Origin of the sequence: Ponticaulis koreensis DSM 19734, assembly GCF_000420665.1 — a bacterium.
Lineage (GTDB): Bacteria > Pseudomonadota > Alphaproteobacteria > Caulobacterales > Hyphomonadaceae > Ponticaulis > Ponticaulis koreensis.
Window position 1 is genome coordinate 1497667 of record NZ_ATVJ01000001.1, and the last position, 20633, is coordinate 1518299.

Sequence of the window (20633 nt, forward strand, 5' to 3'; positions counted from 1 at the left end):
GTTCACGCTCCTTAGCGCTGGAGAAGATAGTCGGTGGAGGAAAGGGTCAGGAAAACGGCGAGGCGAACACGCAGACGCTGGCCATCCCTGAACTCGCGGACTTCCGGATCGATCAGCGCCAGCTGGTCTATAATGGACTGACGCGTCCCCTCGCTCATCGTGCCGAAAGTCAGATAGGTATCAAGGTAGTCGACAAGGTCTTCCTCATTGTCAGCAAGTTCGATGAGCTCGTCATAGTCGGGCAGGAACACATTGCGTTCGGGTTCGGCGAACTGGGCAGGAACTTCATTGATGAAGAAGCCCATAAAGTTGGCGACAGTCGGGATGGTTCCTGCATTGAAAATCTGTAGTTCGGGAACGGTCAGCCCTGCTTCGCCAGACTCTGTGCCCGGCGCGACATAGCCCGGACGGAAAAAATTGAAGACGCTTGGCGCGCTATAGGCCGCAACGCCGAGTGTGTTCTGATTGGTTGGTATCCAGAGATTGGTAAGCCCTTGAGGGGAGACAGGTTCTGCATCAAACGCGCGCGCCCAATGGGTAAAGCGCAGTATGGGCTCTCTCACTTTGCCAAACTCGTCATCGAACAGGGACTGGTCGCCTGTAGCATCCTCATCCATGAGTACAGCTGCCACAGTGGCGGCGAGGTCACCCCGCTCGCCCGTGCCAACCAGATCACCGTCCGGAAGCACATAGCTTCCCTGATTGAATGCAGTTGCGACGCGCGCAATATAGTCCGGGTCCGGGTGACTGGTGACCAGTCGCTGGATGAGCTGACGTCCGATAAACGGTCCGACATTGGGATGATCGAACAGGGTGTCGAGCGCTGTATCGATGGACTCTTCGCCGCCCGTCCCGGCGGGTATGGACACTCCCAGAAAGTTTTTCTCACGATTGGAGTGGAACTCTGGGAACAAGCGCATCGGCACGCGCGAGGCAAGTTCAGGAATTGGTCTGTCGAAGAAGCTGTCTGTGTCCTTGCTCAGGCCGGTGAAGACGCGGGCAAGACCGGTCACATCATCATTGGTATAGGTCTCGATCGGCTGACCGTTTCCATCGAGACGCGGCGTGCCGTCATTATTGAGCTCTATAAGCCCGATGGTGAACAGCTGCATCACCTCACGGGCATAGTTTTCGTCCGGCATTCGTCCGGTGTCAGGATCGCCGCGCTGGTTTTGCAGATAGGTCAGAAACTCGCCCATGGCCGGGCTGTAAGTTACCTCGTCCAGCAGGTCTCTGAAATTTCCCAGCGCGTTGCGCGTTAGAATATCCATATACGCGCCGACAACAATCGGGTCAGACCTCAGCCGCACATTCGCCCGCGTCGAGATCACGAAAATTTCGGAGAGCGCAAAAGTCACCCGCTGACGCAATTGGTCTTCCGCCGTGATGGAGTTGTTCCAGAAGGCGAATACCGGAGCGAATGTGCCGGAAAAGCTAATCGCGCCATTCGCGGTGCGCCCGTTCGGGTCATTGTCCAGATAATTGTCGATATAGGGCAGGTTCAGAGTGGGGGGCAGATTGAGCTGGGCCTGGAACCAGTCGGAAGCAGATTTGCCTGTCAGCGTGTCAATTTCAGCCGTACGGGGGCCAAAAGTTGCGTGGGTCAGAAAGCGCGCCGTGCTTTCCCTTGTCTCGAACACAGTATCCTGAACCGGCGGTGGTGCTGGCGGCGGCGGAGGAGGAGGAGGAGGTGATGGCACTGGTGTCGGCGTGGGCGTCGGTGTGCCGTTGGAATTGTCTCCGCCGCCTCCCCCGCTGCAGGCTGCAAGCAGCATAAGAGATGCTGCACCCGTAATCAGAACCTTTTTTAATCTGCCCATTCCAACAGCCCCTCATTCACTGATCATTTCGAAGTGTATGAAACAGGGTAGGGCTGTATTTGTCGGGCGATGAAGTAACAATTCGTCCGATGACATAATAGTGTAGATCAGTAACGCGATGTAACGAAGTATTGTTACTGGGTGTACACCAAATTTACTTTATATACTGCATTTGAATACGAAGCCTTAAGGGTTGCAGGCACCGCTCACACAATTCTCAGAAGCGAAAGCCTTTAATTGGGGCGGGAAGGCCGACAATTCAGGTGTTGCACGAACAAAAAAAAGGCCGGAGCAGAGCCCCGGCCTTTTGAATGAAATTTGCAGCGCGCTTAGTAAACGCGAGCCTTCGGCTTGATGTACTCAATATCGCCTGTCATCGGGTAGCTGTGTACCGGACGGTAGTCGATGGTGACGTTACCCTGTGCATCACACCATGCGAGTGTGTGCTTCATCCAATTCTCATCATCACGATCCGGGCAGTCTTCGCGCGCGTGCGCGCCGCGCGATTCTGTACGGTTGTAAGCGCTGTTAACGGTGACAGCTGCCTGAGCGATCAGGTTGTCGAACTCAAGGGTTTCCATGAGGTCGGTGTTCCAGATCAGGCCGCGGTCGGAAACGCCGATATCAGGCATACGGGAGAAGACGTTTTTGATCTTCTCAACACCTTCGCCGAGGATTTCGCCGGTACGGAATACCGCGCAGTTTGTCTGCATGGCTTTCTGCATCTCGATGCGGAGCTCTGCAGTTGGCGTGCCGCCAGATGCGTTGCGGTAATGGTCGAGGCGGTCGAGCGAGTTCTGGCCAGTAGAGGCATCAAACTCAGGCTGTTTCGCGCCAGCTGTTGTTGTTTCACCGAGGTGGAGGCCGGTCGCACGGCCAAAGACCACGAGGTCGATGAGTGAGTTGGAACCGAGACGGTTTGCGCCGTGTACGGACACACAAGCCGCTTCGCCAACAGCGTAGAGACCTTCAACAACCGCGTCCGGATCACCGTCACGCAGGGTAAGAACCTGACCGTGATAGTTCGTCTGAATGCCGCCCATATTGTAGTGAACGGTTGGCAGAACCGGAATCGGCTCCTTTGTGACGTCAACGCCAGCGAAGATCGCCGCGCTCTCGGAAATGCCCGGCAGACGAGCTGCAAGCACGTCCGGATCAAGGTGATCGAGGTGGAGATAGATGTGGTCCTTCTCAGGGCCAACACCGCGACCTTCACGGATTTCCATCGCCATACAGCGGGAAACAACGTCGCGGGATGCAAGGTCTTTTGCGTTCGGCGCATAACGCTCCATGAAGCGCTCGCCTTCGGAGTTGCGAAGGATGCCGCCTTCACCGCGCGCGCCCTCAGTGATGAGGCATCCCGCGCCGTAAATGCCGGTTGGGTGGAACTGAACGAATTCCATGTCCTGCAGCGGAAGGCCTGCGCGCAGAACCATCGCATTGCCGTCACCTGTGCAGGTGTGAGCAGACGTCGCTGAGAAGTAAGCGCGGCCATAACCGCCAGTCGCCAGAACGACTTTCTGAGCCCGGAAACGGTGGAATGTACCGTCATCCATTTTCAGAGCAGTAATACCGCGGCAGACGCCATCATCATCCATGATCAGGTCGAGCGCAAAATACTCGATGAAGAACTCTGTGTCCTGCTTGACGCACTGACCGTAGAGTGTGTGAAGGATGGCGTGACCGGTACGGTCAGCCGCAGCACATGTACGCTGAACCGGCGGCCCTTCACCGTAGTTCTGCATGTGGCCACCGAACGGACGCTGGTAGATCTTGCCTTCTTCGGTACGGGAGAATGGCACACCATAGTGCTCAAGCTCGTAAACCGCTGCAGGCGCCTCACGGACGAGATATTCAATCGCGTCCTGGTCGCCGAGCCAGTCAGAGCCCTTCACGGTGTCAAACATGTGCCAGCGCCAGTCGTCCGGACCCATATTCTTCAGGGAAGCAGCGATGCCGCCCTGCGCCGCAACAGTGTGCGAACGGGTTGGGAAGACTTTTGTCACACAGGCTGTTTTGAGGCCAGCTTCGGCGCTACCGAGTGCAGCGCGCAGGCCGGAGCCGCCAGCGCCCACTACGACAACGTCATAAGTGTGATCAATCCAGGTATATTCGGTCATCAGTTTAGCCCTTTGGTGTTCGCCCTGTTACGCGCCAAGTCCGATACGGACGATGGAGTAAGCAGCTGCGGCGAACAGAATAATCGATACGAAAGTGTTCAGCATGAGCAGCACAACGCGTGTGGTGTGCTTGCCGATATAGTCTTCAATGACGACCTGCATGCCGAGGCGCATGTGGTAGAATGCTGTACCCGTTGTGAGCAGAAGCAGGATCGCGAACAGCGGGTTGGAGACAGACTCGATAGCACCTTCATAGCCGCCCTGAACCGCGCACAGGATAGACACGAGTGCAATTGGAACGAGGAAGATCAGCGCAATTGCTGTAACACGTTGAGTGATGAAGTGTCCTGCGCCTTCTTTAGCAGAGCCAAGGCCGCGGACATTTGCCATAGGGGTGCGGATAGATTTCTGAGACATGTGATCAGCCTCCCATGCCGAAGAGAATGTAAGCCCAGATCGCGACAGAGCTAACCGCTGCGAAAAGGATTACCAGCCACGCTGTCAGGTTCGCTGTGCCTGGCTTATAGCCTGTGCCTGCGTCCCAGAAGAGGTGACGGATGCCGTTTGCGAGGTGGTACATAACTGCCGCGGTGAATGCGAACAGGAGGATCAGACCGATTGGTGATCCGAGGAAGCCTGCATAGCTGTTGTACGCTGCTTCACCCATTGTGATTGCGACAAGCCAGCCAACGATCAGAAATGATCCGATGTATAGCGCGACGCCCGATGCCCGATGAAAAATCGAAGTGGCCATTGTAATATGCCACTTCCAGTTCATGATGTGCGGTGACAACGGTCGTGTGTCGTTCCAGTCGTTTGCCAAATCGGCCCCCTTGAAATCCGCTAAATGTGTGGATGTGGTTCTAGAATTCAAATCCACTTAGTCAATCACTTGGTGCTCTATGTTTCTCCGTCAAATCGTTTTTTCGTCATTTTTCTTTGCATTGGCTGCCAATTCCGCTTCCACGGCCTACGCAGAAGGCTCCCTCGATGATGTGGTCGAAGCCTATGAGTCGCTGGTTCTGGAACTGAGTCCCGACCTGCGTGCGGCAGAAGAGGGCGTCGCCCCTTCAACGTGGGGTGATGTAACGCCGGAAGGGCTTGCAGAGGCGCAGGCGGCCATGGCAGCGCTGGCAGACGAACTCGCCGCGATTGACCAATCCGGCTATTCCGAAACCGAGCGGATGAACCATGCAATTCTGGCGGCCCAGATTTCAGACTTGCTGCTGTCGGCTGAAATGGATGACGACCGCGCCCGCATTGGCGGTCATACTGGTTTCCAGCTGGATGTGACTTACGGCATCTCACGAGCCACCATTCGCAATGAAGCAGACGTGGTTGCCACTATTGCCCGCCTAAATGCGGTGCCAGCCTATTTTGCAGATATACGCGCCAATCTGGAGCGTGGCCTCGCGGAAGGCTTTGTCGCCTATGAAGACCCGCTCACCACGACGATGGAGCAGATCAGCGCGCAGGTAGATGCCCCGATTGTGGAAACCGATTTCTACGCGCCTTTCCTGAACCTGCCCGAAAACATTGACCAGGCACGCCGCGCCGAATTGATCGAGGAAGGCCGCGCAGCAGCGCTCACTGCGCAGGCGGCGTTCGCAGACATTCTGGCTTTCCTTGAGACAGATTACGCGCCGAACACACGCGCCCTGCCGGGCGTTGGTACGGTGCCGACGGGGCGTGACTATTACCGCCTCGCGGTGGCCATGCACACATCACGTACAGACCTCTCGCCGGAAGACATTCACGAGATCGGACTCTCCGAAGTTGCCCGCATTCGTAGCCAGATGGATGAGATCATCGAAGAGGTCGAATTTGAAGGTACGTTTGAGGAATTCCTCACCTTCCTGCGCACGGACGAGCAGTTCTACGCGCAAACCGCGGACGAGCTGATGATGCATGCCGCGCGCATCGCAAAAGACCTCGACTATTACATGCCAGCCTATTTCGGCCATTTGCCGCGCCAGCCTTATGGCGTTGTGCCTGTACCAGCGGCGATCGCGCCGGGCTTCTCGACCGGCCTCTATTTCGGCGGCGACATGGATGAGGGAAAGCCGGGCGAATACTGGGTGAACACCTATGCGCTCGATCAGCGCCCGCTTTACGAGCTGCCAGCGCTTACCGCGCATGAGGCGGTGCCAGGCCACCACCATCAGATCGCTATTTTGCAGGAACAGGAGAATGTGCCGGAGTTCCGTCGCAACTATTTCTCCAACGCCTTTGTCGAAGGCTGGGGCCTCTATTCAGAGACGCTTGCGGGTGAGATGGGCCTTTACGACACGCCGTATGAGCGGTTCGGCAAGCTGTCATACGAGATGTGGCGCGCCTGCCGTCTGGTCGCTGATACCGGCATGCACTGGATGGGCTGGACACGTGAAGAAGCCGAAGCCTGCTTCCTTGAGAACTCTGCGCTCTCACCGCTGAATATTGAAACCGAAGTCACCCGCTATATCAGCTGGCCGGGGCAGGCGCTTGGCTACAAGATTGGCGAGCTGACCATTCTCGGCCTGCGTGAAGAGGCGCGTGAGGCGCTCGGCAATGACTTTGATATCCGCGAATTCCACGATCTCATTCTGGCCGAAGGCGCCATGCCGCTCAGCCTTCTGGAAGAGCGTGTCCGCACATGGATTGCTGAGAAGACGGGGTAATGCGTGGGTATAGCAATGTTGGCTTGCTAGGAGTTTCTGTGCAATTTTCTGCTAATAGAAATTGTACTGAATGGCTTGGGCAGAAGGTTGAAGATTCACAAATACTCTCCCGACAAACTCCTCTCGGTGTTGGTCCGTAAATTTCGTCCGCCAGCATTTGCTCGGTTTGCGCTTCGTTGGGGTTGGTTTTTGATTGCGTGGACCAGCCTCATCTCCAGCATTCTAAGTATTGTTTCGGCAACAAAGTGGGCGATTGATGCGGGCACGTGGCTTTTAGGGTGGTGCATAGAAAATTACCCAAAAATTATATTTGTTTTTGAGTGGATTTCTGCGGCCATTGAGATTTGGCGCGATATTACGCAGCCTTTATTCCATTTTTTCTTCGGGTGGCTGCCATTCGATATTCCAAGAATCACATTGGATTTCGTCATTGTGGCTTCGATTTTACTCACCGGGCAGCTGCAAGCTTGGTTTGCGACTGCTCAAGAACGTCAGTTTCTAAAGGCGATAGACCCCGAGCTGTCCCGAGTGGGACGCGCGGCGGTCATCAAACGTATTTACATGATTATCGGATACTTCGAGACTCACGAAGAAGGCGACCCGGCATTTGAAAAAGCAGAGCGTGAGTTAGAAATGGCGCTAGATGAGTTGTCTGCAAATACTGTTAATTCAAGAGAAAATGATGAAATCATAGATTTTGTTTTGACTCAGCCTAAAGAGGATTTGGATAATCTTTTGAGTTATGTTTCTGATATCGAGTATCATCGGCACACAATACGACGTAAATTCATCATTAAATCATTTATATTGTCGGCGATTATCCTCGGGGCTCTGCTTCTCGACTTTGTTTACTTGAGATGGTTCATCTGATCATTGAGCTCTGGTTCTGGAAATTCCAGCTCTTCTTCCGCTTTGCGTCGGATTGCAGATTAAGTGCCCGTATTAGCGAACCTAGCTTCGCCAAGAAGTTTTAGTCTAAAGCCCTTTTGCGCGAAGGCTCGGTATAACCGAGCGCCGCCCGCAGAACAGGCGGTCTCGCGATTTTGAGTGAAGAAGCTCAGGACGTGCCCTTTTCGCAGGGCGCGGTGCAGCTTAAGTGAGGGCGCACTGACGGAGTTCCTTTATGCGCCTCACCATTATCGAAACCGGCCTTCCACCTGAATCCATCCGTGATGACTATCCGGAAGGCTATCCGAAAATGTTCGAAGAGCTAATCGGCGCTGTTGATGAGGAGATGACTTTCGAGACCATCTCACCGGTTAAAGGCGATGCGCTGCCGGACCCGGAAACGCTGGAGGCGATCCTGATTACAGGCTCTGCCTATGGCGTTTATGATGATGTGCCGTGGATGCGTACGCTGAAAGAATGGATCGGCTTTGCCGCCGAGCATCAGGTGCCGATGATCGGTATCTGTTTCGGCCATCAGGTGATTGCTGACGCGCTGGGCGGTGATGTGCGCAAATCCGATAAAGGCTGGGGGCTTGGCCGTCATACCTATCAGATCAGGCACAAAGCGGAGTGGATGGGGCCGAACCCGCCAGAGACGTTCTCAGTTGGTGTGAGCCATCAGGATCAGGTGTTAAGCCCGCCGGCAGACGCCATTGCGATTGGTGGAAATGATTTTGCCCCGAACGCGGCGCTCGCCTATTCGCGCGGACCGATCATTTCGTTTCAGGGGCATCCGGAGTTCTCGGACGAGTTTCTGGAAGATCTCTATAATGTGCGTCGCGGGACGAAGTTTACCGACGCGTTTGTGGACGAGGCCGCCGCGAGCTTCAAAGTGCCGGATGATAATAAATTAATGGCGCGCTGGATGGTGAACTTTATCCATGCGCGCCATTAGAGCTGAACAGCGGATTGGTATTAAGACGCCAGACGGGCGGAAAGCTCTTTAGCTTTCTCGGTCGAGCTCTTGATGAGGTTGGTGGATTCGGCAAATCCATCGACGCCCGTGGAGATATTGTTCACCGCGCTGGTTGCTTCGCTCATATTGCGGGAAATATCCTGAGTTACGACGGCTTGTTCTTCCACTGCGCCCGAAATGGACATGGAAATATCATTGATCCTCTCGATGACGCCGGTGATCTCCGAGATATTGGCAACAGCGGTGTCGGTCGCTTTCTGAACTGAAGCAATCTGCTTGATAATCTCTTCAGTTGCTTTGGCAGACTGATTGGCCAGGGCTTTGACTTCACCTGCAACGACGGCAAAGCCTTTGCCTGCTTCACCCGCGCGCGCCGCCTCAATGGTTGCGTTGAGGGCAAGTAGATTGGTCTGATCCGCAATGCTGGAGATCAGTGCTATGATCTGGCTGATCTGCTGTGCCGAATCTGTAAGTTCGTTGATAGACCGCGATGCTTCGGTTGTTTTCTCGACGGCCTGCTGCGACACAGCGCTGGCGTTGTTTACCTGCTCCGAGATTTCATTGACCGATGCGGCGAGCTGGTTGCTACCCGCAGCAACGCTTTCAACGCTTTGTGCCGTTTCACGGGCGGAAGCAGACGCTTCTGTAATTTGGCTGGCTGCGCTTGTAACCGCCTCGAGTATGCGGACCAGATCGGTATCGACTTGCGCGCTAATCTCGCGGCGTTCGCGGCGTCTCTGCATTTCTTTTGTGATATCGGTCGCAAATTTGACAATCTTCACGACATCCCCATTCGCATTTAAAATGGGATTGTACGTCGCCTGGATCCAGATCTCTTTACCACCTTTACCAATGCGCTTGTACTCGGCGTTATGGAATTCGCCCGCACGCAGCTGTTCCCAGAATTTCTGGTACTCCGGACCCTGCTGATCTGCGGGGACGAACATGGAGTGATGCTTGCCACGGATATCCGACAGCTCATAACCAAGCGCCGTGCAAAAATTTGCATTGGCGTCGACGATTGTACCATCAGTTTTGAACTCGATAATAGCTTGTGCGCGGTCAAGCGCTGCAATCTTGCCTTCATGGTCGGCAGAAAGATTTTTACGAGCGGTTACGTCACTCGCTAGTTTCATAACGCTGGTGACGCGGTCTGACCCGTCTTTGAGCGGGTTGTAGCTGGCCTGAATCCAGACTTCCTTGCCCCCCTTGCCGAGGCGGCGGAATTCGTCGCTCTTGAACTCACCGTTTTTCAGGTCGGACCAGAACTGGCGGTACTCAGGGGAAGCTGCCTCTTTGGGATCGATGAAGATGGAATGATGCTTGCCCTTAATCTCAGCAAGCTCGTAGCCCATGGCATCCAGAAAATTCTGGTTCGCATGGATGATCGTGCCATCTAGTGAAAACTCAATAATCGCCTGAGACCGATCAAGCGCGGCCATTCTGGATGTATCTGGATGGCGAGATCCAGCAAGAAGCTTATTCAACATAACACCGTTCACTCATTTTGTGTGGTTCTGACCAGCAGGACCTTTTTGTATCCACAAGATTTAGGTGTTTTTTCGTTTCGATAAGCTTTCAGGAGCCGGGCGGATTTGATGAACCAATGAAGTGCACGCATTCAATACTTAAGTTTTTTGAGACGCGTGTCAATAAATATAACTCAGGATAGTTATTGGCAAAATAACATCTTTAAGATGAGTGTAGTGAGTGAGCCCTGAGTTGGTCTTGGATAGCTCTCGTGGTCGTGTTTGCAATACGCTTTTATCTAGCTGGCGATAGACTGGGAGAGCTCTTTCACCTTGCGGGTGGACGCGCTGATCTCGTTGGTCGCCGAAGCAATTTCGCCCATGCCGGAATTGACGCTTGTCACAGCATTTGTCGCTTCGGTCATGTGAGCGGAAATGCGCTGCGTGACAGCAGCTTGCTGGTCCACAGCGCTGGAGATGGAAACCGAAATCGCGTTCACGTCTTCGATTATCTTGGAAATCGCACCAATCGAGCTGACGGCATATTTCGTTGCGTCCTGAACGGAGAGGATCTGAGAGCCGATTTCCTCGCTCGCGCGCGCAGACTGGGTGGCGAGCTGTTTGACTTCGCTGGCAACAACGGCAAATCCGCGGCCAGCTTCACCAGCGCGTGCGGCCTCAATTGTCGCGTTGAGCGCCAGAAGGTTTGTTTGCTCGGCAATGTCGGAGATGAGGCTGATAATCGCGCCGATCTGGTCAGCTGACTTTGCCAGAACATCAAAATGCTGCTGGGCCGCATCGGCCTCAGCCACTGCGTTGCGGGAAATCTCGCTGGCACGGGTGGCCTGGTTGGAAATCTCGCTGACGGAGTTGGCGAGGTCGGAGCTGCCCTGAGCGACATTTTCCACGCTCTGTGCTGTTTCCGATGATGCGGTTGCAACGGCCTGTGCGCGCTGCGCTGCGCGATCTACAAAGGTCTCGATTTCAGAGAGGTCTTTGCCGATTTCGTCGGAGACCTGAATGCGGTTGATACGGCGCAGAACCTGGTCGGTGATGTCGGTTGCGAACTTCACCACCTTATATGGTTTGCCGAGGAAGTTCAGGATTGGCGTATAGGTCGCCTGAATGAAGACGGGTTTGCCGCTCTTGGAAATCCGGCGGAATTCCGCGGCCTGGAATTTGCCTTCACGAAGCGCGTCCCAGAAGCGGCGATACTCCGCGTCCTGATCTTCAGGCGCGACGAACATTGCGTGCTTTTTGCCTTTGATCTCTTCAAGCGAGTAGCCGAGCGTCTGACAAAAATTGTCATTCGCATCGAGAATGTTGCCGTCGAGGTCGAAATGGATCACGGCCTGAGAGACGTTGATCGCGGTGATCAGGCCCGCATCCATGCTGGATTTCGTCTTCAGTTCGGTGATATCTGCAGCGATCTTCAGGATCGAAACGACATCACCAGTCTTGTTGAAGACAGGGTTGTAGGATGCGTTGATCCAGACGCCTTTGCCGGACTTGGCAATCCGGCGGAACTCTCCAGCGCGGAACTGCCCGGCTTTCAGGCCTCGCCAGAACTCACGATACTCGTCGGTTTCTCTGTCCCATTCCGGCATGAAGATGGAATGGTGTTTGCCGATGATTTCGGCTTCTTCATATCCCATAACGTCGAGAAAGTTCCGGTTGGCACTCAGAATAATGCCTTCCGGTGTGAACTCGATAACGGCCTGAGAACGGCTGATCGCAGAGAGTTTGTCTTTTTCACCTGTGCGGCTTTTTGATAGAATTTTTCGCATAGGTCAGTCCGTTCCGGGCGTTAAATATTGTCGGCTTTTCATTTATTTATACTCGGTTTCCGTTACGAAACCCTTTTGTATCAGCCATGTATTTGATCTGGTCTTCCCTGTTTCTTCTTTATGCTGCGATATGTGAGGACGCTTTCTTGAGCTTTTTGGCTGAAATCTGAATTTCTTCGATTGATTTCGCGATTGTCTCGAAACTTCCTGAAATGTTGGACACTGCCGTGTTCGCAGAGCTCATATTTCCGGAGATTTCCTGCGTCACTGTCGCTTGCTCCTCGACCGTCGCCGAAATCGCGACGGAGACTTCATTCACCTGACCGATGACGCGTTCGATAGCGGCGATGGATTCAGCCGCGCCATGAGTGGAAGTCTGAACCGCCAGAATCTGGCGCGTTATGTCTTCGGTTGCGTTTGCCGATTGCGAGGCCAGGGCTTTGACTTCGCTCGCGACCACGGCAAAGCCTTTGCCAGCTTCGCCGGCGCGTGCTGCTTCAATCGTTGCGTTTAGCGCCAGCAGATTGGTCTGCGCGGCGATGTCTGAAATGATCTTCACAATCGAGCTGATCTGCTCAGCGCTCTGGGTCAGGCTGCCAATCTGGTTGGATGCCTCCTGCGCTTTGTCGACGGCTTCCGCTGAAATATTGCCGGCATCCGCGAGACGTGAGGAGACTTCGGTGAAGGACGAGGCCAGCTGACTGCTGCCCGTCGCGACATTGCGGACGTTCTCAGACGTTGCGGCCGATGCCTGAAACGCTTCAGCGGCCTGTTTGGCAACGTTGCTGATCGCGTCTTCGATAAGGGCAAGCCCTTTATCAATGCTCTGGACAGCTCGCATGCGCTCGACACGGTCTGTCTCGTCTGTCGCAAATTTCACGATGCGTATGACATTGCCATCAGTGTCGAAAATCGGGTTGTAGGTCGCGTTGATAAAGAATTCGCGTCCGCCTTTGGCGATGCGCCGGTATTCGGCTGCCTGATATTCGCCGCGGCGCAGATCGCTCCAGAAGGCTTTATATTCCGGCCCCTGATCTTCATCGGCCACGAACATGGAGTGATGGCGGCCGCGGATTTCATCAAGTGAATAGCCGACAGCAGCGAGGAAATTGTCATTTGCCTGAAGGATGGTGCCGTCCGGAGCGAAGTGGATCACTGCCTGCGACTGGTTCAGCGCTGCAATCTGGCCCGCATTCAGAAGCGAGTTCTTTTTAGCGTCTGTTGTATCTGATGCGAGCTTCATAATGCCGATCACATCACCGGCTTTGTTTCTGATCGGATTGTAGGATGCCTGTATCCAGACTTCGCGGCGGCCTTTGCCGACACGGCGGAATTCGGCGGAGCGGAATTTGCCAGCGCGAAGGTCATCCCAGAAGCGGGTGTATTCAGCGGACCCGGCTTCCTGGGGCGTGACAAACATTCTGTGATGTTTGCCGACAATCTCGTCGAGTGAATATCCGATCGTATCCAGAAAGTTCTGATTTGCGTATTGAACAGTGCCATCCGGGCTGAATTCGATAATAGCCTGGGATTGCGTTAGAGCTTTCATACGCTCTGTGTCAGTCAAAATTCCTGACGCGTTACCCTGCTTGAACATTATGTTTCCCTCAGTAAGAAATATGAATACTTGATAAGGCGGCTAGGGTTAATATTTTTCCAATTCCTGTAAACTTTTCAATGGTTAACGCTGATTAAGCGTGTGGTGTATATGCATTATATGCCATTCAAGATTGTATTTTCGGGGTAAGAATTAAACATGTTAACTCTCCGCACGGTGGCAGAGAGTGTCTTTAAGTATTGAGATTTCGGATGTTTCGGTTCGTGGCGATGACCGCATGGGTGTTAAACCCGTTCACCACTTCAGCTTAAAAAAGAAAATTACTTTTTTTCGGGCAGGCGAACCGAAATAAACCATCCTGCTGTCTGATAAGCTGCGGCGATCATTAGAACGAGGTCGGAAATGGGGTGGCTCGTCAGGAATGTGGCGCATGCGACAACAATGCAGGCAATGTCTGCGCGGTCTTCGCTGATGATAAGGCCGAGAGGCTGTCGCGCCTGTTTAACCCGTTCCAGCGTCGTGTTGTAAAAGCCGTCCATTGTGGGCGGGCCGAACACGTCCTGCAGAACGCGCGGCTCCAGAATGCCCGTCAGCTCACACAGGTCTGCGGCACGTGCACGGCCTTCAAGCACGGCTTGTTTGCGTGCGCCGGTGCCGATGAGGCTCACAATCGCGGAGAGGATCACCGCGATTGCAATAATAGGTTCTGCTGATCCGATCATTATCGGGATTTAGGGATGGCCGCCCAGTAATCAAAGTCGAGCAGGACATTCGGGAGATATTTTCCGTCCTCGCCTTTGTATGGATAGTCTGCGCATGGCAGGTCTTTTGTCGCCACAAGGCGCAGACGAAGCGCGCCGATGGTGTCGGAGAGGTCTGCTTTGTCGAGCACTTCCGACCATGCGTGGATTGTGTCGCCGGAGAAGAGCGGATTGCAGTGCGTGCCGCCATTGATCGCGATCATCTGACCGGCATTGGCCAGGCCGTTGAATGCGAGGCTGCGTGCAGTGGAGATGACAACGCCGCCATAGATGAGGCGCTTGCCGAAACGGCCCTTGCCCTGCTCGAACTGGTTGAAGTGAACCTTCGCCGTGTTCTGGTAAAGGCGGGTCGCCGTCTGGTGTTCGGCTTCTTCGATGGTCATGCCGTCGACATGGTCGATCTTCTCGCCAATTTCGTAATCGTCGAAGAAGTGCGGGCTGCCTGCAAGCTCTGCGTCATAAGACGCATAGTGTGCGTAAGCCGACAGGTCTGCTGCATCGACGGCTTTTGGCAGATCAGGCAGAACAGCGTCCGGAGCCGGCGAAGCGTGTTCTTTCTTGTTGACCATCACCCAGCGTACATAGGTCAGGACTTTGTCGCCATTCTGGTTGGTGCCGGTGGTGCGGACATAGACAACGCCTGTTTTGCCGTTTGAGTTTTCCTTACGGCCAATGACTTCAGACGTCGCATAGAGGGTGTCGCCCGGGTAAACCGGCGCCATGAACTTGCCATCGGCATAGCCGAGGTTCGCGACAGCATTGAGAGAGATGTCCGGAACTGTTTTACCGAAGACAACGTGGAACACGATCATCGGATCGACCGGCTGACGGTCAAAGCCTGCAGCTTCTGCAAACGGCGTAGAAGAGTAGAGCGCGTAGCGGCTACCAGTCAGCGACCGGTAGATGGCCAGATCGGCTTCATTCACAGTCAGCGGTGTGGCGTGTTTCAGAACGCGGCCGATTGTGAAGTCTTCAAAGTAATTCCCGGAAAAGGATTTCATGTCTCAAGTCCCCGATCGCTGTGTCGTCTGTTTTGTTTCTTGACGTTCAACAGTCAAATCAGGGGCGTTGTCAACGCGTCTCAGGTGAGCATGTACATGATGCGGGCATAAACCGCAGTGGCGGTCTCCGACCGGCTGATCAGCTCAAGCGTGGTATCGCGAAGTGAAGGGGCAAAGCGTTCCGCAAGCGGCGCTGTCACCGCCCCCATCACGAGCGCCAGCAAGAGCTTCATGTAGAAGCTGGCAAATAGGGAGCGTCCATATGAGAACAGCTTCGCCAACGGCCAGGCGAAGATGAAATATAAAAGTGCGCTTGCCAGCCCGGCTGCCCAGGCTGTGGCCGTGATTTCCATAGGATCTGGTCTCCTCAATGAGGATGACTATCGCGAAGATGTTTTAATGTATCGCCTAGAGAAACGTATTCAATTTTACGTAGTTGGGCTGAAAGAGCAGTAGATCGAACAAGTTTTTTCGCCGATTGATTTTTTTTCGGTACAAATAACTACTTTTGGTAGTTTCGTTTAGTTGGGTGCTCCAGCTACTGATTTGATCAATGTTTAGTGATGAAATGAATGTGAACGAAAATCGGTTGCAATAATAAATCGGCTATGTTTTGTGATTTCATAACACTGTATCGTGATATCATTACTTATCAATTTTGGGGCACTGAATGCCGTACAAGTATCTAATGGGCCTTCCACTACTGGCCCTCCCTGTTCATGCGCAGGTTTCCGAAGCTGAACTGCGGGCAGACACTGTAATTGTAACATCGCCAGGGCCCGAGCGCGTGGCCGGCGAACTTATCTCCAATGTGACCGCGATCACGCGTGAGGATATCGTTTCAGACCTTCAGGGTACGCTTGGCGACACGCTGGCCAGTCAGCCGGGCGTTTCCACGACCTACTTTGGCGCGGGGGCAAGCCGCCCTGTTCTGCGCGGCCTCGGGTCAGAACGTGTCCTCGTGCTGACAAACGGCCTTGGTGTGATTGACGCATCGTCAGCGTCTCCGGACCACCAGGTTTCCACCGACGGTATTGATGCGGACCGAATTGAAATCCTCCGGGGTCCGGCCGCGCTGGCTTATGGCGGACAGGCAATTGGCGGTGTGGTGAACGTAATCGACGGTCTCGTTGTGCGCGAATTGCCGGACGAGACCGTTACCGGCCAGCTGTTCGGTGCCTATAACAGCGTGAATGAAGGCTCTGAGATTGGTGGTCGCGCGAATTTCCTTTTGGGCGATTTCGTTCTGTCTCTGTCGGCAACCCAACGTGATTTTGACGACTATGAGATTCCGGGCTTTGCCGAATCTTCCCGTGTCCGCGCGTTGGAAGAGGAAGAACATGATCATGAAGATGAAGACCATGATGAGGAGGATCATGACGAAGACGAGCATGAGCACGAAGAGGAAGAAGAAATTCGCGACTTGCTCGAGAACTCTTTCCTTGAATCGAACACCTTCGGTGCTGGCCTTTCATGGGTAGGTGATAGCGGTTACTTCGGTATTGCTGTGCGTCAGCAGGAAGCTGATTACGGACTTCCTGGGCACAGCCATGAGCATGGCGAGGAAGAGCATGATCATGAAGAGGAAGAAGATCACGAAGACGAGGATCATGACGAAGAAGAGCATGAGCACGAAGAAGAGAACGCGTTCATTGGTCTGGAGCAGACCCGCGTTGATATTCAGGCAGGCTGGAGCTTCAACCATGATGTGATCCGCGCAATCGACGCTCGTTTCAGCTCGTCTGATTACACGCACGCTGAATATGAAGGCCCGGGCGAAATCGGCACGCAGTATTTCAACGAAGGTTATGAAGGCCGCATCGAGATCGACCATGCTCTTGGTGACATTGAGGGCACTGCTGGCCTGCAATTCAGCGATACTGATTTCAACGCTGTCGGCGAAGAAGCATTTATCACGGCGACCCAGTCCAACTCCCTTGGATTGTTCATTTTTGAAGCGCGCGAATATACGAATGGCTTCGGTTGGGAGGGCGGTCTGCGCCTCGAAGAGGTTGAGCGCGATAACGTCACCTTCGGTTCACGTGATTTTACGATGCTGAGTGGGTCCTTCGGTATTCACCGTCATTGGGATAACGGTCTCTTCCTCGGCGCTCAGGTTTCGGTCGCGGAGCGTGCGCCAAACGAGAGTGAACTCTTCGCCAACGGTGCGCACCTCGCCACTGACCAGTATGAAGTCGGCAATCCGGATACGGATGTCGAGCGCGGCACCAACTTTGAATTCACCGCCCGCTGGCTGGGAGAGAATCTGAGCCTCGGAGCAAACATTTTTGCGACAAACTTCAACGATTTCATCTATTTGACGCCGGGCGTCGCATTCCACGAGGAAGATGGCGAATTCGAAGACGTTATTGATGGCTTCCCGGTCTTTGTTTTCGATCAGGAAGACGCTGATTTCTTCGGCGGTGAAATTTATGGTGCTTACCACCTCGAAGACGGTCCGCTGGGTGCGCATTGGGACTTTGAAGGAAGCCTCGACCTTGTGAATGCCGAGCTCGATAACGGTCAGAATGTGCCATATCTTCCGCCAGCGACTTTCAATGGCGATGTAACTGCTGAGTGGGGCATGGTCGACGCAAGTCTCGGCTTCAGCCACGCAGCAGATCAGGATGATACCGGCGCAGGCATTCTGGAGACAGATGGTTACACAGTGTTCAATCTGTCAGCTGGTCTGGATGTTGCTGAGTTCGTTCCAGGCGTGAACAGCGCACGCCTGTTCGTACAGGCGCGCAACATCACGGACGAGGAAGTCCGCTATGCGACGTCGGTTCTGAAAGATCAGGTTCCGGCGCCAGGGCGTAATGTTCGCTTCGGTATTTCCTCGCGGTTCTGATCACTCATTCCCGAAATGGACGGTGAGCCATTGCATAAATGGCCGCCAGTCCTCGGGGGTGATGCCGTGCGTGCCTTCACGGAACTGAAAGGCAAGGTCAGCATTGGCGTCGAAATCCCAGAGGTTTTCGGCGCTGAATGCATCTCCTCCCAGAAGCTCATAAATCTCACCTGCTGCGCGTGCAGAGGCAAAACTTCCGCGTGGGTCGGACCATTGGTCACGGGCCGAATTGCCCAGCAGTAGAGGCCGCGGCGCCATCAGTGCGACTAGCGCGTGCTGATCGAACGGAAGATCCTGTGCGCGGTCTGCATAGAGCGCATAGCTGGGCGTGAACCAGTGCGGGAAGCTTTCTGTGATGCTGGAAATGGTTTCGCCGACATCATTCTTTTGAAGCGCAGCCCCTGCCGTGCCTGACTGGTGAGAGATCACGCCAGCAATACGGTCATCCAGAGCGCCAGCCAGAAGCGAGGATTTGCCGCTGCGTGAATGACCGAACAGAACAATGCGGTCGGCGTCGAGTTCATCGCTCGTTTCGATGTAATCGGTAATGCGGTGCGCAACCCATGCCCATGTGCCGATTGCAGCATAAGGGCCATGCTCCATCTCGCCTTCGCGGATCGAGCTGAGTGCCGCCATGCCGGTCTCGATATTGTCCGGGACCACCATGCCCGGATAGTAGGCGCCATATGCGAAGCCGCGGTCAATCAGCTGCTCCAGAGGCGGAACCTCGATATAGCGGCCGAAGACGAACGTTGCGACGGAGTGCATGAACTCCGAGCCGCTTTCGCAATAATCAGGATACGAGACATCAGGCGCTGCAGAAATGCCTTCAAACGGCAGGATTAGCGCATTCGGGCAGGAGCCTGCGCCCAGAATGACCGGGTGCGGACCCGACGTATTTGGCACAATGAAGTGAACATCCTGACGGAAGGTGTGCTCACCAATGGCGAGGCGTAGCTGGACTTCACGTAGATGCGCGCGGCCTTCGAGAATATCTGCCGCGATAATCCGGTCAGATACAATCTCGGGCGCAACGGGCGCTGGGATAGTGCCATAAACCTGACTGAGCAGCATATTCCGCCAGAACGGCGCGCGTTCTTCAGTCCAGTTTTCAGCTGTGGTGACCTGCTCCATACCGCCATAAGGGGCCAGCAGGTTGGGCGTTGCGGAGAAGTCGGTTGGTCCGGTGCTGACGCGCGGAAGGCCAACGGTCGAACAGCCGACAATGGCCAATGCAATGAGGGCAGTAAGCCCGCCCATAATGAATTTCAGAATTCGCATAAAGGTCCGCGCTCCGCGAAGGTGTCCAGATAGAAGCCGGACCCTAGCACGGAGTTCTCAAAGCGGTGTTCACAATGACGCGCGTGGCGCGAGAGGTGTGAACTCAGACGATATCGAGCAGTTTGTCGATCGGGCGACCGAGGGTTGCCTTGTCGCCGTTAATGCCGATAGGACGCTGGATCAGGCGCGGATTGTCGATCATGGCGGCGAACACTTCGTCATCGCTTGCCGTTTCCGGAAGCTCGAACTTTTTTGCGTCCTTGTCGCGCAAGAATGCGCGCGGGCTGTCGACGCCCATCTTCTTCGCAATGTCGCGCAGCTCGTCTTCGCTAAGCGCGTCGCCGGCATTCATGTATTTGCGAACTTCATAGGACACGCCCTTCTCATCGAGGAGGGCGAGGCCATTGCGTGAAGTCGAACAATTCGGGTTGTGCAGAACAATATAAGTCATGCGCGATGTCTTATTCCGGTGCTCGGGCGGCATCAATAGGCATAACGCCTACTGAGGAATATCCTCTGCGACGCCGTATTCGGTAAGGAGCGTATCCAGCGTGCCTTCGGTTTCCAGGGCTTCATCCAGACGCATCCATGCGCGTGTGCTGTCTGCATCGTCACATGTCGCAAGCACCCATTTGTGCTCGTCGACATAGGTCTCGTCCTCTTCCAGATACTCGTAAAGCTCCATCAGGTCGGTCTGATAATTGACGCCATCCATCCGTATCGCGCCGAACCCTTCGCCATAATAGCGGATGACTGTAACCGAATCGCCTGGGGCAATATCCAGCGTCACCGGCTCTTCAGCTTCGCTTTCAAATGGCCAGACGGTCAGCGTTGCGGCCGTGGTGACGTTTTGTGAGATCGTTTCTGTTGCGGCGATGAAATGCAGATCGTCTTCTGTGACGCGCGCTTCGTTCCACTGATGGAGCGTTGCGCCGACTTCGATAGGGCAAGAGACGTCAAATTCTGCGTCTGGATTTGGTGTGGAGCGTGCAGGGATTACAACACCGTCTTCCATGATCGAAATGCCGCTTGGGTATTCGCCCGGCCAGCTATAGTCGACGAACCAGCTTTCATCATAGTTCGCATCGACGGCGTCCAGAGGTTCAAGGTCTGCAGCAACGGGTTCAGCTTCGGCAGGTGTTTCTACAACCGGCGCTTCTGCTTCGACTGCTGGCGGCTCGGCTGGTGTCTCCGTCGGTGGTGTTTCTGTCTGCCCGCAGGCGCAGAGTGCGAGTGCGATAAGTGATGGATAAAGTGCTTTCATGGCCGTTCCCCCCGGTCAAATATGCTCTGATTGCCGGCCCGCAGACCCGCCTTAATTGAAACAATCACTTATTGTTTCTGTAGGGAAGCTGAACAGGAGCGATTTTTCTGAAAATTCGGGCACACAAAGAGGGGCTTTTAGCCGACTGCTCAAACAATAATCGCTGACTTCAGGTTTTTCTTGAAACCAAACGCATAGAA

At 54.4% G+C, this 20633-nt stretch carries 17 protein-coding genes; 4 read left to right on the top strand and 13 right to left on the bottom strand.

The annotated features are described in order from the left end of the window. Positions 1-11: 11 nt before the first annotated feature. From G523_RS0107730 to sdhC, 4 genes are all read right to left on the bottom strand, one after another. On the bottom strand, positions 12-1820 hold the full coding sequence (locus G523_RS0107730; protein ID WP_022694472.1) for a DUF1800 domain-containing protein: 1809 nt from the start codon (positions 1818-1820) through the stop codon (positions 12-14). A gap of 329 nt (positions 1821-2149) precedes the next feature. Then, positions 2150-3940, bottom strand: coding sequence for a succinate dehydrogenase flavoprotein subunit (gene sdhA, locus G523_RS0107735; RefSeq protein ID WP_022694473.1), 1791 nt, complete (start codon positions 3938-3940; stop codon positions 2150-2152). A gap of 27 nt (positions 3941-3967) precedes the next feature. After that, positions 3968-4357: a succinate dehydrogenase, hydrophobic membrane anchor protein gene (gene sdhD / locus G523_RS0107740; RefSeq protein WP_022694474.1), complete on the bottom strand. Its 390-nt coding sequence runs from the start codon at positions 4355-4357 to the stop codon at positions 3968-3970. Between the two features lie 4 nt (positions 4358-4361). Continuing rightward, the gene (gene sdhC, locus G523_RS0107745) at positions 4362-4763 is read right to left on the bottom strand and encodes a succinate dehydrogenase, cytochrome b556 subunit (protein WP_022694475.1); all 402 of its coding nucleotides are present in this window, start codon (positions 4761-4763) and stop codon (positions 4362-4364) included. Between the two features lie 79 nt (positions 4764-4842). Here sdhC and G523_RS0107750 point away from each other — a divergent pair, with 79 nt between their 5' ends. The 3 genes from G523_RS0107750 (at position 4843) to G523_RS0107760 (ending at position 8440) form a co-directional block, all read left to right on the top strand. Further along, a complete protein-coding gene (locus G523_RS0107750; protein WP_022694476.1) occupies positions 4843-6597 on the top strand; it encodes a DUF885 domain-containing protein in 1755 nt (584 codons plus the stop codon). Positions 6598-6684: 87 nt separating this feature from the next. Continuing rightward, entirely contained in the window at positions 6685-7467 is a 783-nt protein-coding gene (locus G523_RS0107755) for a hypothetical protein (RefSeq protein WP_022694477.1), read from the top strand. Positions 7468-7720: 253 nt separating this feature from the next. Continuing rightward, positions 7721-8440 carry a glutamine amidotransferase-related protein gene (locus G523_RS0107760; RefSeq protein WP_022694478.1) on the top strand — a complete coding sequence of 240 codons (720 nt, stop codon included), beginning with the start codon at positions 7721-7723 and terminating at the stop codon, positions 8438-8440. A 20-nt stretch (positions 8441-8460) separates the two neighbouring features. Here G523_RS0107760 and G523_RS0107765 read toward each other — a convergent pair whose 3' ends face one another. The 6 genes from G523_RS0107765 to G523_RS0107790 form a co-directional block, all read right to left on the bottom strand. Next, positions 8461-9951, bottom strand: a complete 1491-nt coding sequence (locus G523_RS0107765; RefSeq protein WP_022694479.1) for a methyl-accepting chemotaxis protein — start codon at positions 9949-9951, stop codon at positions 8461-8463. A gap of 278 nt (positions 9952-10229) precedes the next feature. Continuing rightward, complete coding sequence (locus G523_RS0107770) at positions 10230-11717, bottom strand: methyl-accepting chemotaxis protein (protein ID WP_022694480.1); 1488 nt, start codon at positions 11715-11717, stop codon at positions 10230-10232. 118 nt (positions 11718-11835) lie between these two features. After that, a complete protein-coding gene (locus tag G523_RS0107775; RefSeq protein WP_022694481.1) occupies positions 11836-13314 on the bottom strand; it encodes a methyl-accepting chemotaxis protein in 1479 nt (492 codons plus the stop codon). A 281-nt stretch (positions 13315-13595) separates the two neighbouring features. Beyond that, complete coding sequence (locus tag G523_RS0107780) at positions 13596-13997, bottom strand: hypothetical protein (RefSeq protein ID WP_022694482.1); 402 nt, start codon at positions 13995-13997, stop codon at positions 13596-13598. Continuing rightward, on the bottom strand, positions 13997-15037 hold the full coding sequence (locus G523_RS0107785; RefSeq protein WP_022694483.1) for a MaoC family dehydratase: 1041 nt from the start codon (positions 15035-15037) through the stop codon (positions 13997-13999). Before G523_RS0107785 ends, G523_RS0107780 begins: the two co-directional genes overlap by 1 nt. An 80-nt stretch (positions 15038-15117) precedes the next feature. Then, positions 15118-15390 (bottom strand): hypothetical protein, encoded by a 273-nt coding sequence (locus G523_RS0107790; RefSeq protein ID WP_022694484.1) that lies wholly within the window; start codon positions 15388-15390, stop codon positions 15118-15120. A gap of 317 nt (positions 15391-15707) precedes the next feature. On the opposite strand from G523_RS0107790, the gene G523_RS0107795 reads away from it, so the two are divergent. Then, positions 15708-17888, top strand: a complete 2181-nt coding sequence (locus G523_RS0107795) for a TonB-dependent receptor (RefSeq protein ID WP_027441552.1) — start codon at positions 15708-15710, stop codon at positions 17886-17888. On the opposite strand, the gene G523_RS20225 is transcribed toward G523_RS0107795, so the two are convergent. The 3 genes from G523_RS20225 to G523_RS18540 all read right to left on the bottom strand — a co-directional run bounded on the left by G523_RS20225 (position 17889) and on the right by G523_RS18540 (position 20433). Beyond that, positions 17889-19169: an alpha/beta hydrolase family protein gene (locus G523_RS20225; RefSeq protein ID WP_022694486.1), complete on the bottom strand. Its 1281-nt coding sequence runs from the start codon at positions 19167-19169 to the stop codon at positions 17889-17891. Between the two features lie 103 nt (positions 19170-19272). Next, positions 19273-19620, bottom strand: coding sequence for an ArsC/Spx/MgsR family protein (locus G523_RS0107805; RefSeq protein ID WP_027441553.1), 348 nt, complete (start codon positions 19618-19620; stop codon positions 19273-19275). 48 nt (positions 19621-19668) lie between these two features. Further along, positions 19669-20433, bottom strand: a complete 765-nt coding sequence (locus G523_RS18540; RefSeq protein WP_022694488.1) for a hypothetical protein — start codon at positions 20431-20433, stop codon at positions 19669-19671. Positions 20434-20633: the final 200 nt, after the last annotated feature.

What these genes read in the sequence shown, in the direction of transcription:
- G523_RS0107730 (WP_022694472.1), bottom strand. Translation starts at nt 1,820, where the DNA reads ATGGGCAGATTAAAAAAGGTTCTGATTACGGGTGCAGCATCTCTTATG.
- sdhA (WP_022694473.1), bottom strand. Translation starts at nt 3,940, where the DNA reads ATGACCGAATATACCTGGATTGATCACACTTATGACGTTGTCGTAGTG.
- sdhD (WP_022694474.1), bottom strand. Translation starts at nt 4,357, where the DNA reads ATGTCTCAGAAATCTATCCGCACCCCTATGGCAAATGTCCGCGGCCTT.
- G523_RS0107750 (WP_022694476.1), top strand. Translation starts at nt 4,843, where the DNA reads ATGTTTCTCCGTCAAATCGTTTTTTCGTCATTTTTCTTTGCATTGGCT.
- G523_RS0107760 (WP_022694478.1), top strand. Translation starts at nt 7,721, where the DNA reads ATGCGCCTCACCATTATCGAAACCGGCCTTCCACCTGAATCCATCCGT.
- G523_RS0107765 (WP_022694479.1), bottom strand. Translation starts at nt 9,951, where the DNA reads ATGTTGAATAAGCTTCTTGCTGGATCTCGCCATCCAGATACATCCAGA.
- G523_RS0107770 (WP_022694480.1), bottom strand. Translation starts at nt 11,717, where the DNA reads ATGCGAAAAATTCTATCAAAAAGCCGCACAGGTGAAAAAGACAAACTC.
- G523_RS0107775 (WP_022694481.1), bottom strand. Translation starts at nt 13,314, where the DNA reads ATGTTCAAGCAGGGTAACGCGTCAGGAATTTTGACTGACACAGAGCGT.
- G523_RS0107780 (WP_022694482.1), bottom strand. Translation starts at nt 13,997, where the DNA reads ATGATCGGATCAGCAGAACCTATTATTGCAATCGCGGTGATCCTCTCC.
- G523_RS0107785 (WP_022694483.1), bottom strand. Translation starts at nt 15,037, where the DNA reads ATGAAATCCTTTTCCGGGAATTACTTTGAAGACTTCACAATCGGCCGC.
- G523_RS0107790 (WP_022694484.1), bottom strand. Translation starts at nt 15,390, where the DNA reads ATGGAAATCACGGCCACAGCCTGGGCAGCCGGGCTGGCAAGCGCACTT.
- G523_RS0107795 (WP_027441552.1), top strand. Translation starts at nt 15,708, where the DNA reads ATGCCGTACAAGTATCTAATGGGCCTTCCACTACTGGCCCTCCCTGTT.
- G523_RS20225 (WP_022694486.1), bottom strand. Translation starts at nt 19,169, where the DNA reads ATGCGAATTCTGAAATTCATTATGGGCGGGCTTACTGCCCTCATTGCA.
- G523_RS0107805 (WP_027441553.1), bottom strand. Translation starts at nt 19,620, where the DNA reads ATGACTTATATTGTTCTGCACAACCCGAATTGTTCGACTTCACGCAAT.
- G523_RS18540 (WP_022694488.1), bottom strand. Translation starts at nt 20,433, where the DNA reads ATGAAAGCACTTTATCCATCACTTATCGCACTCGCACTCTGCGCCTGC.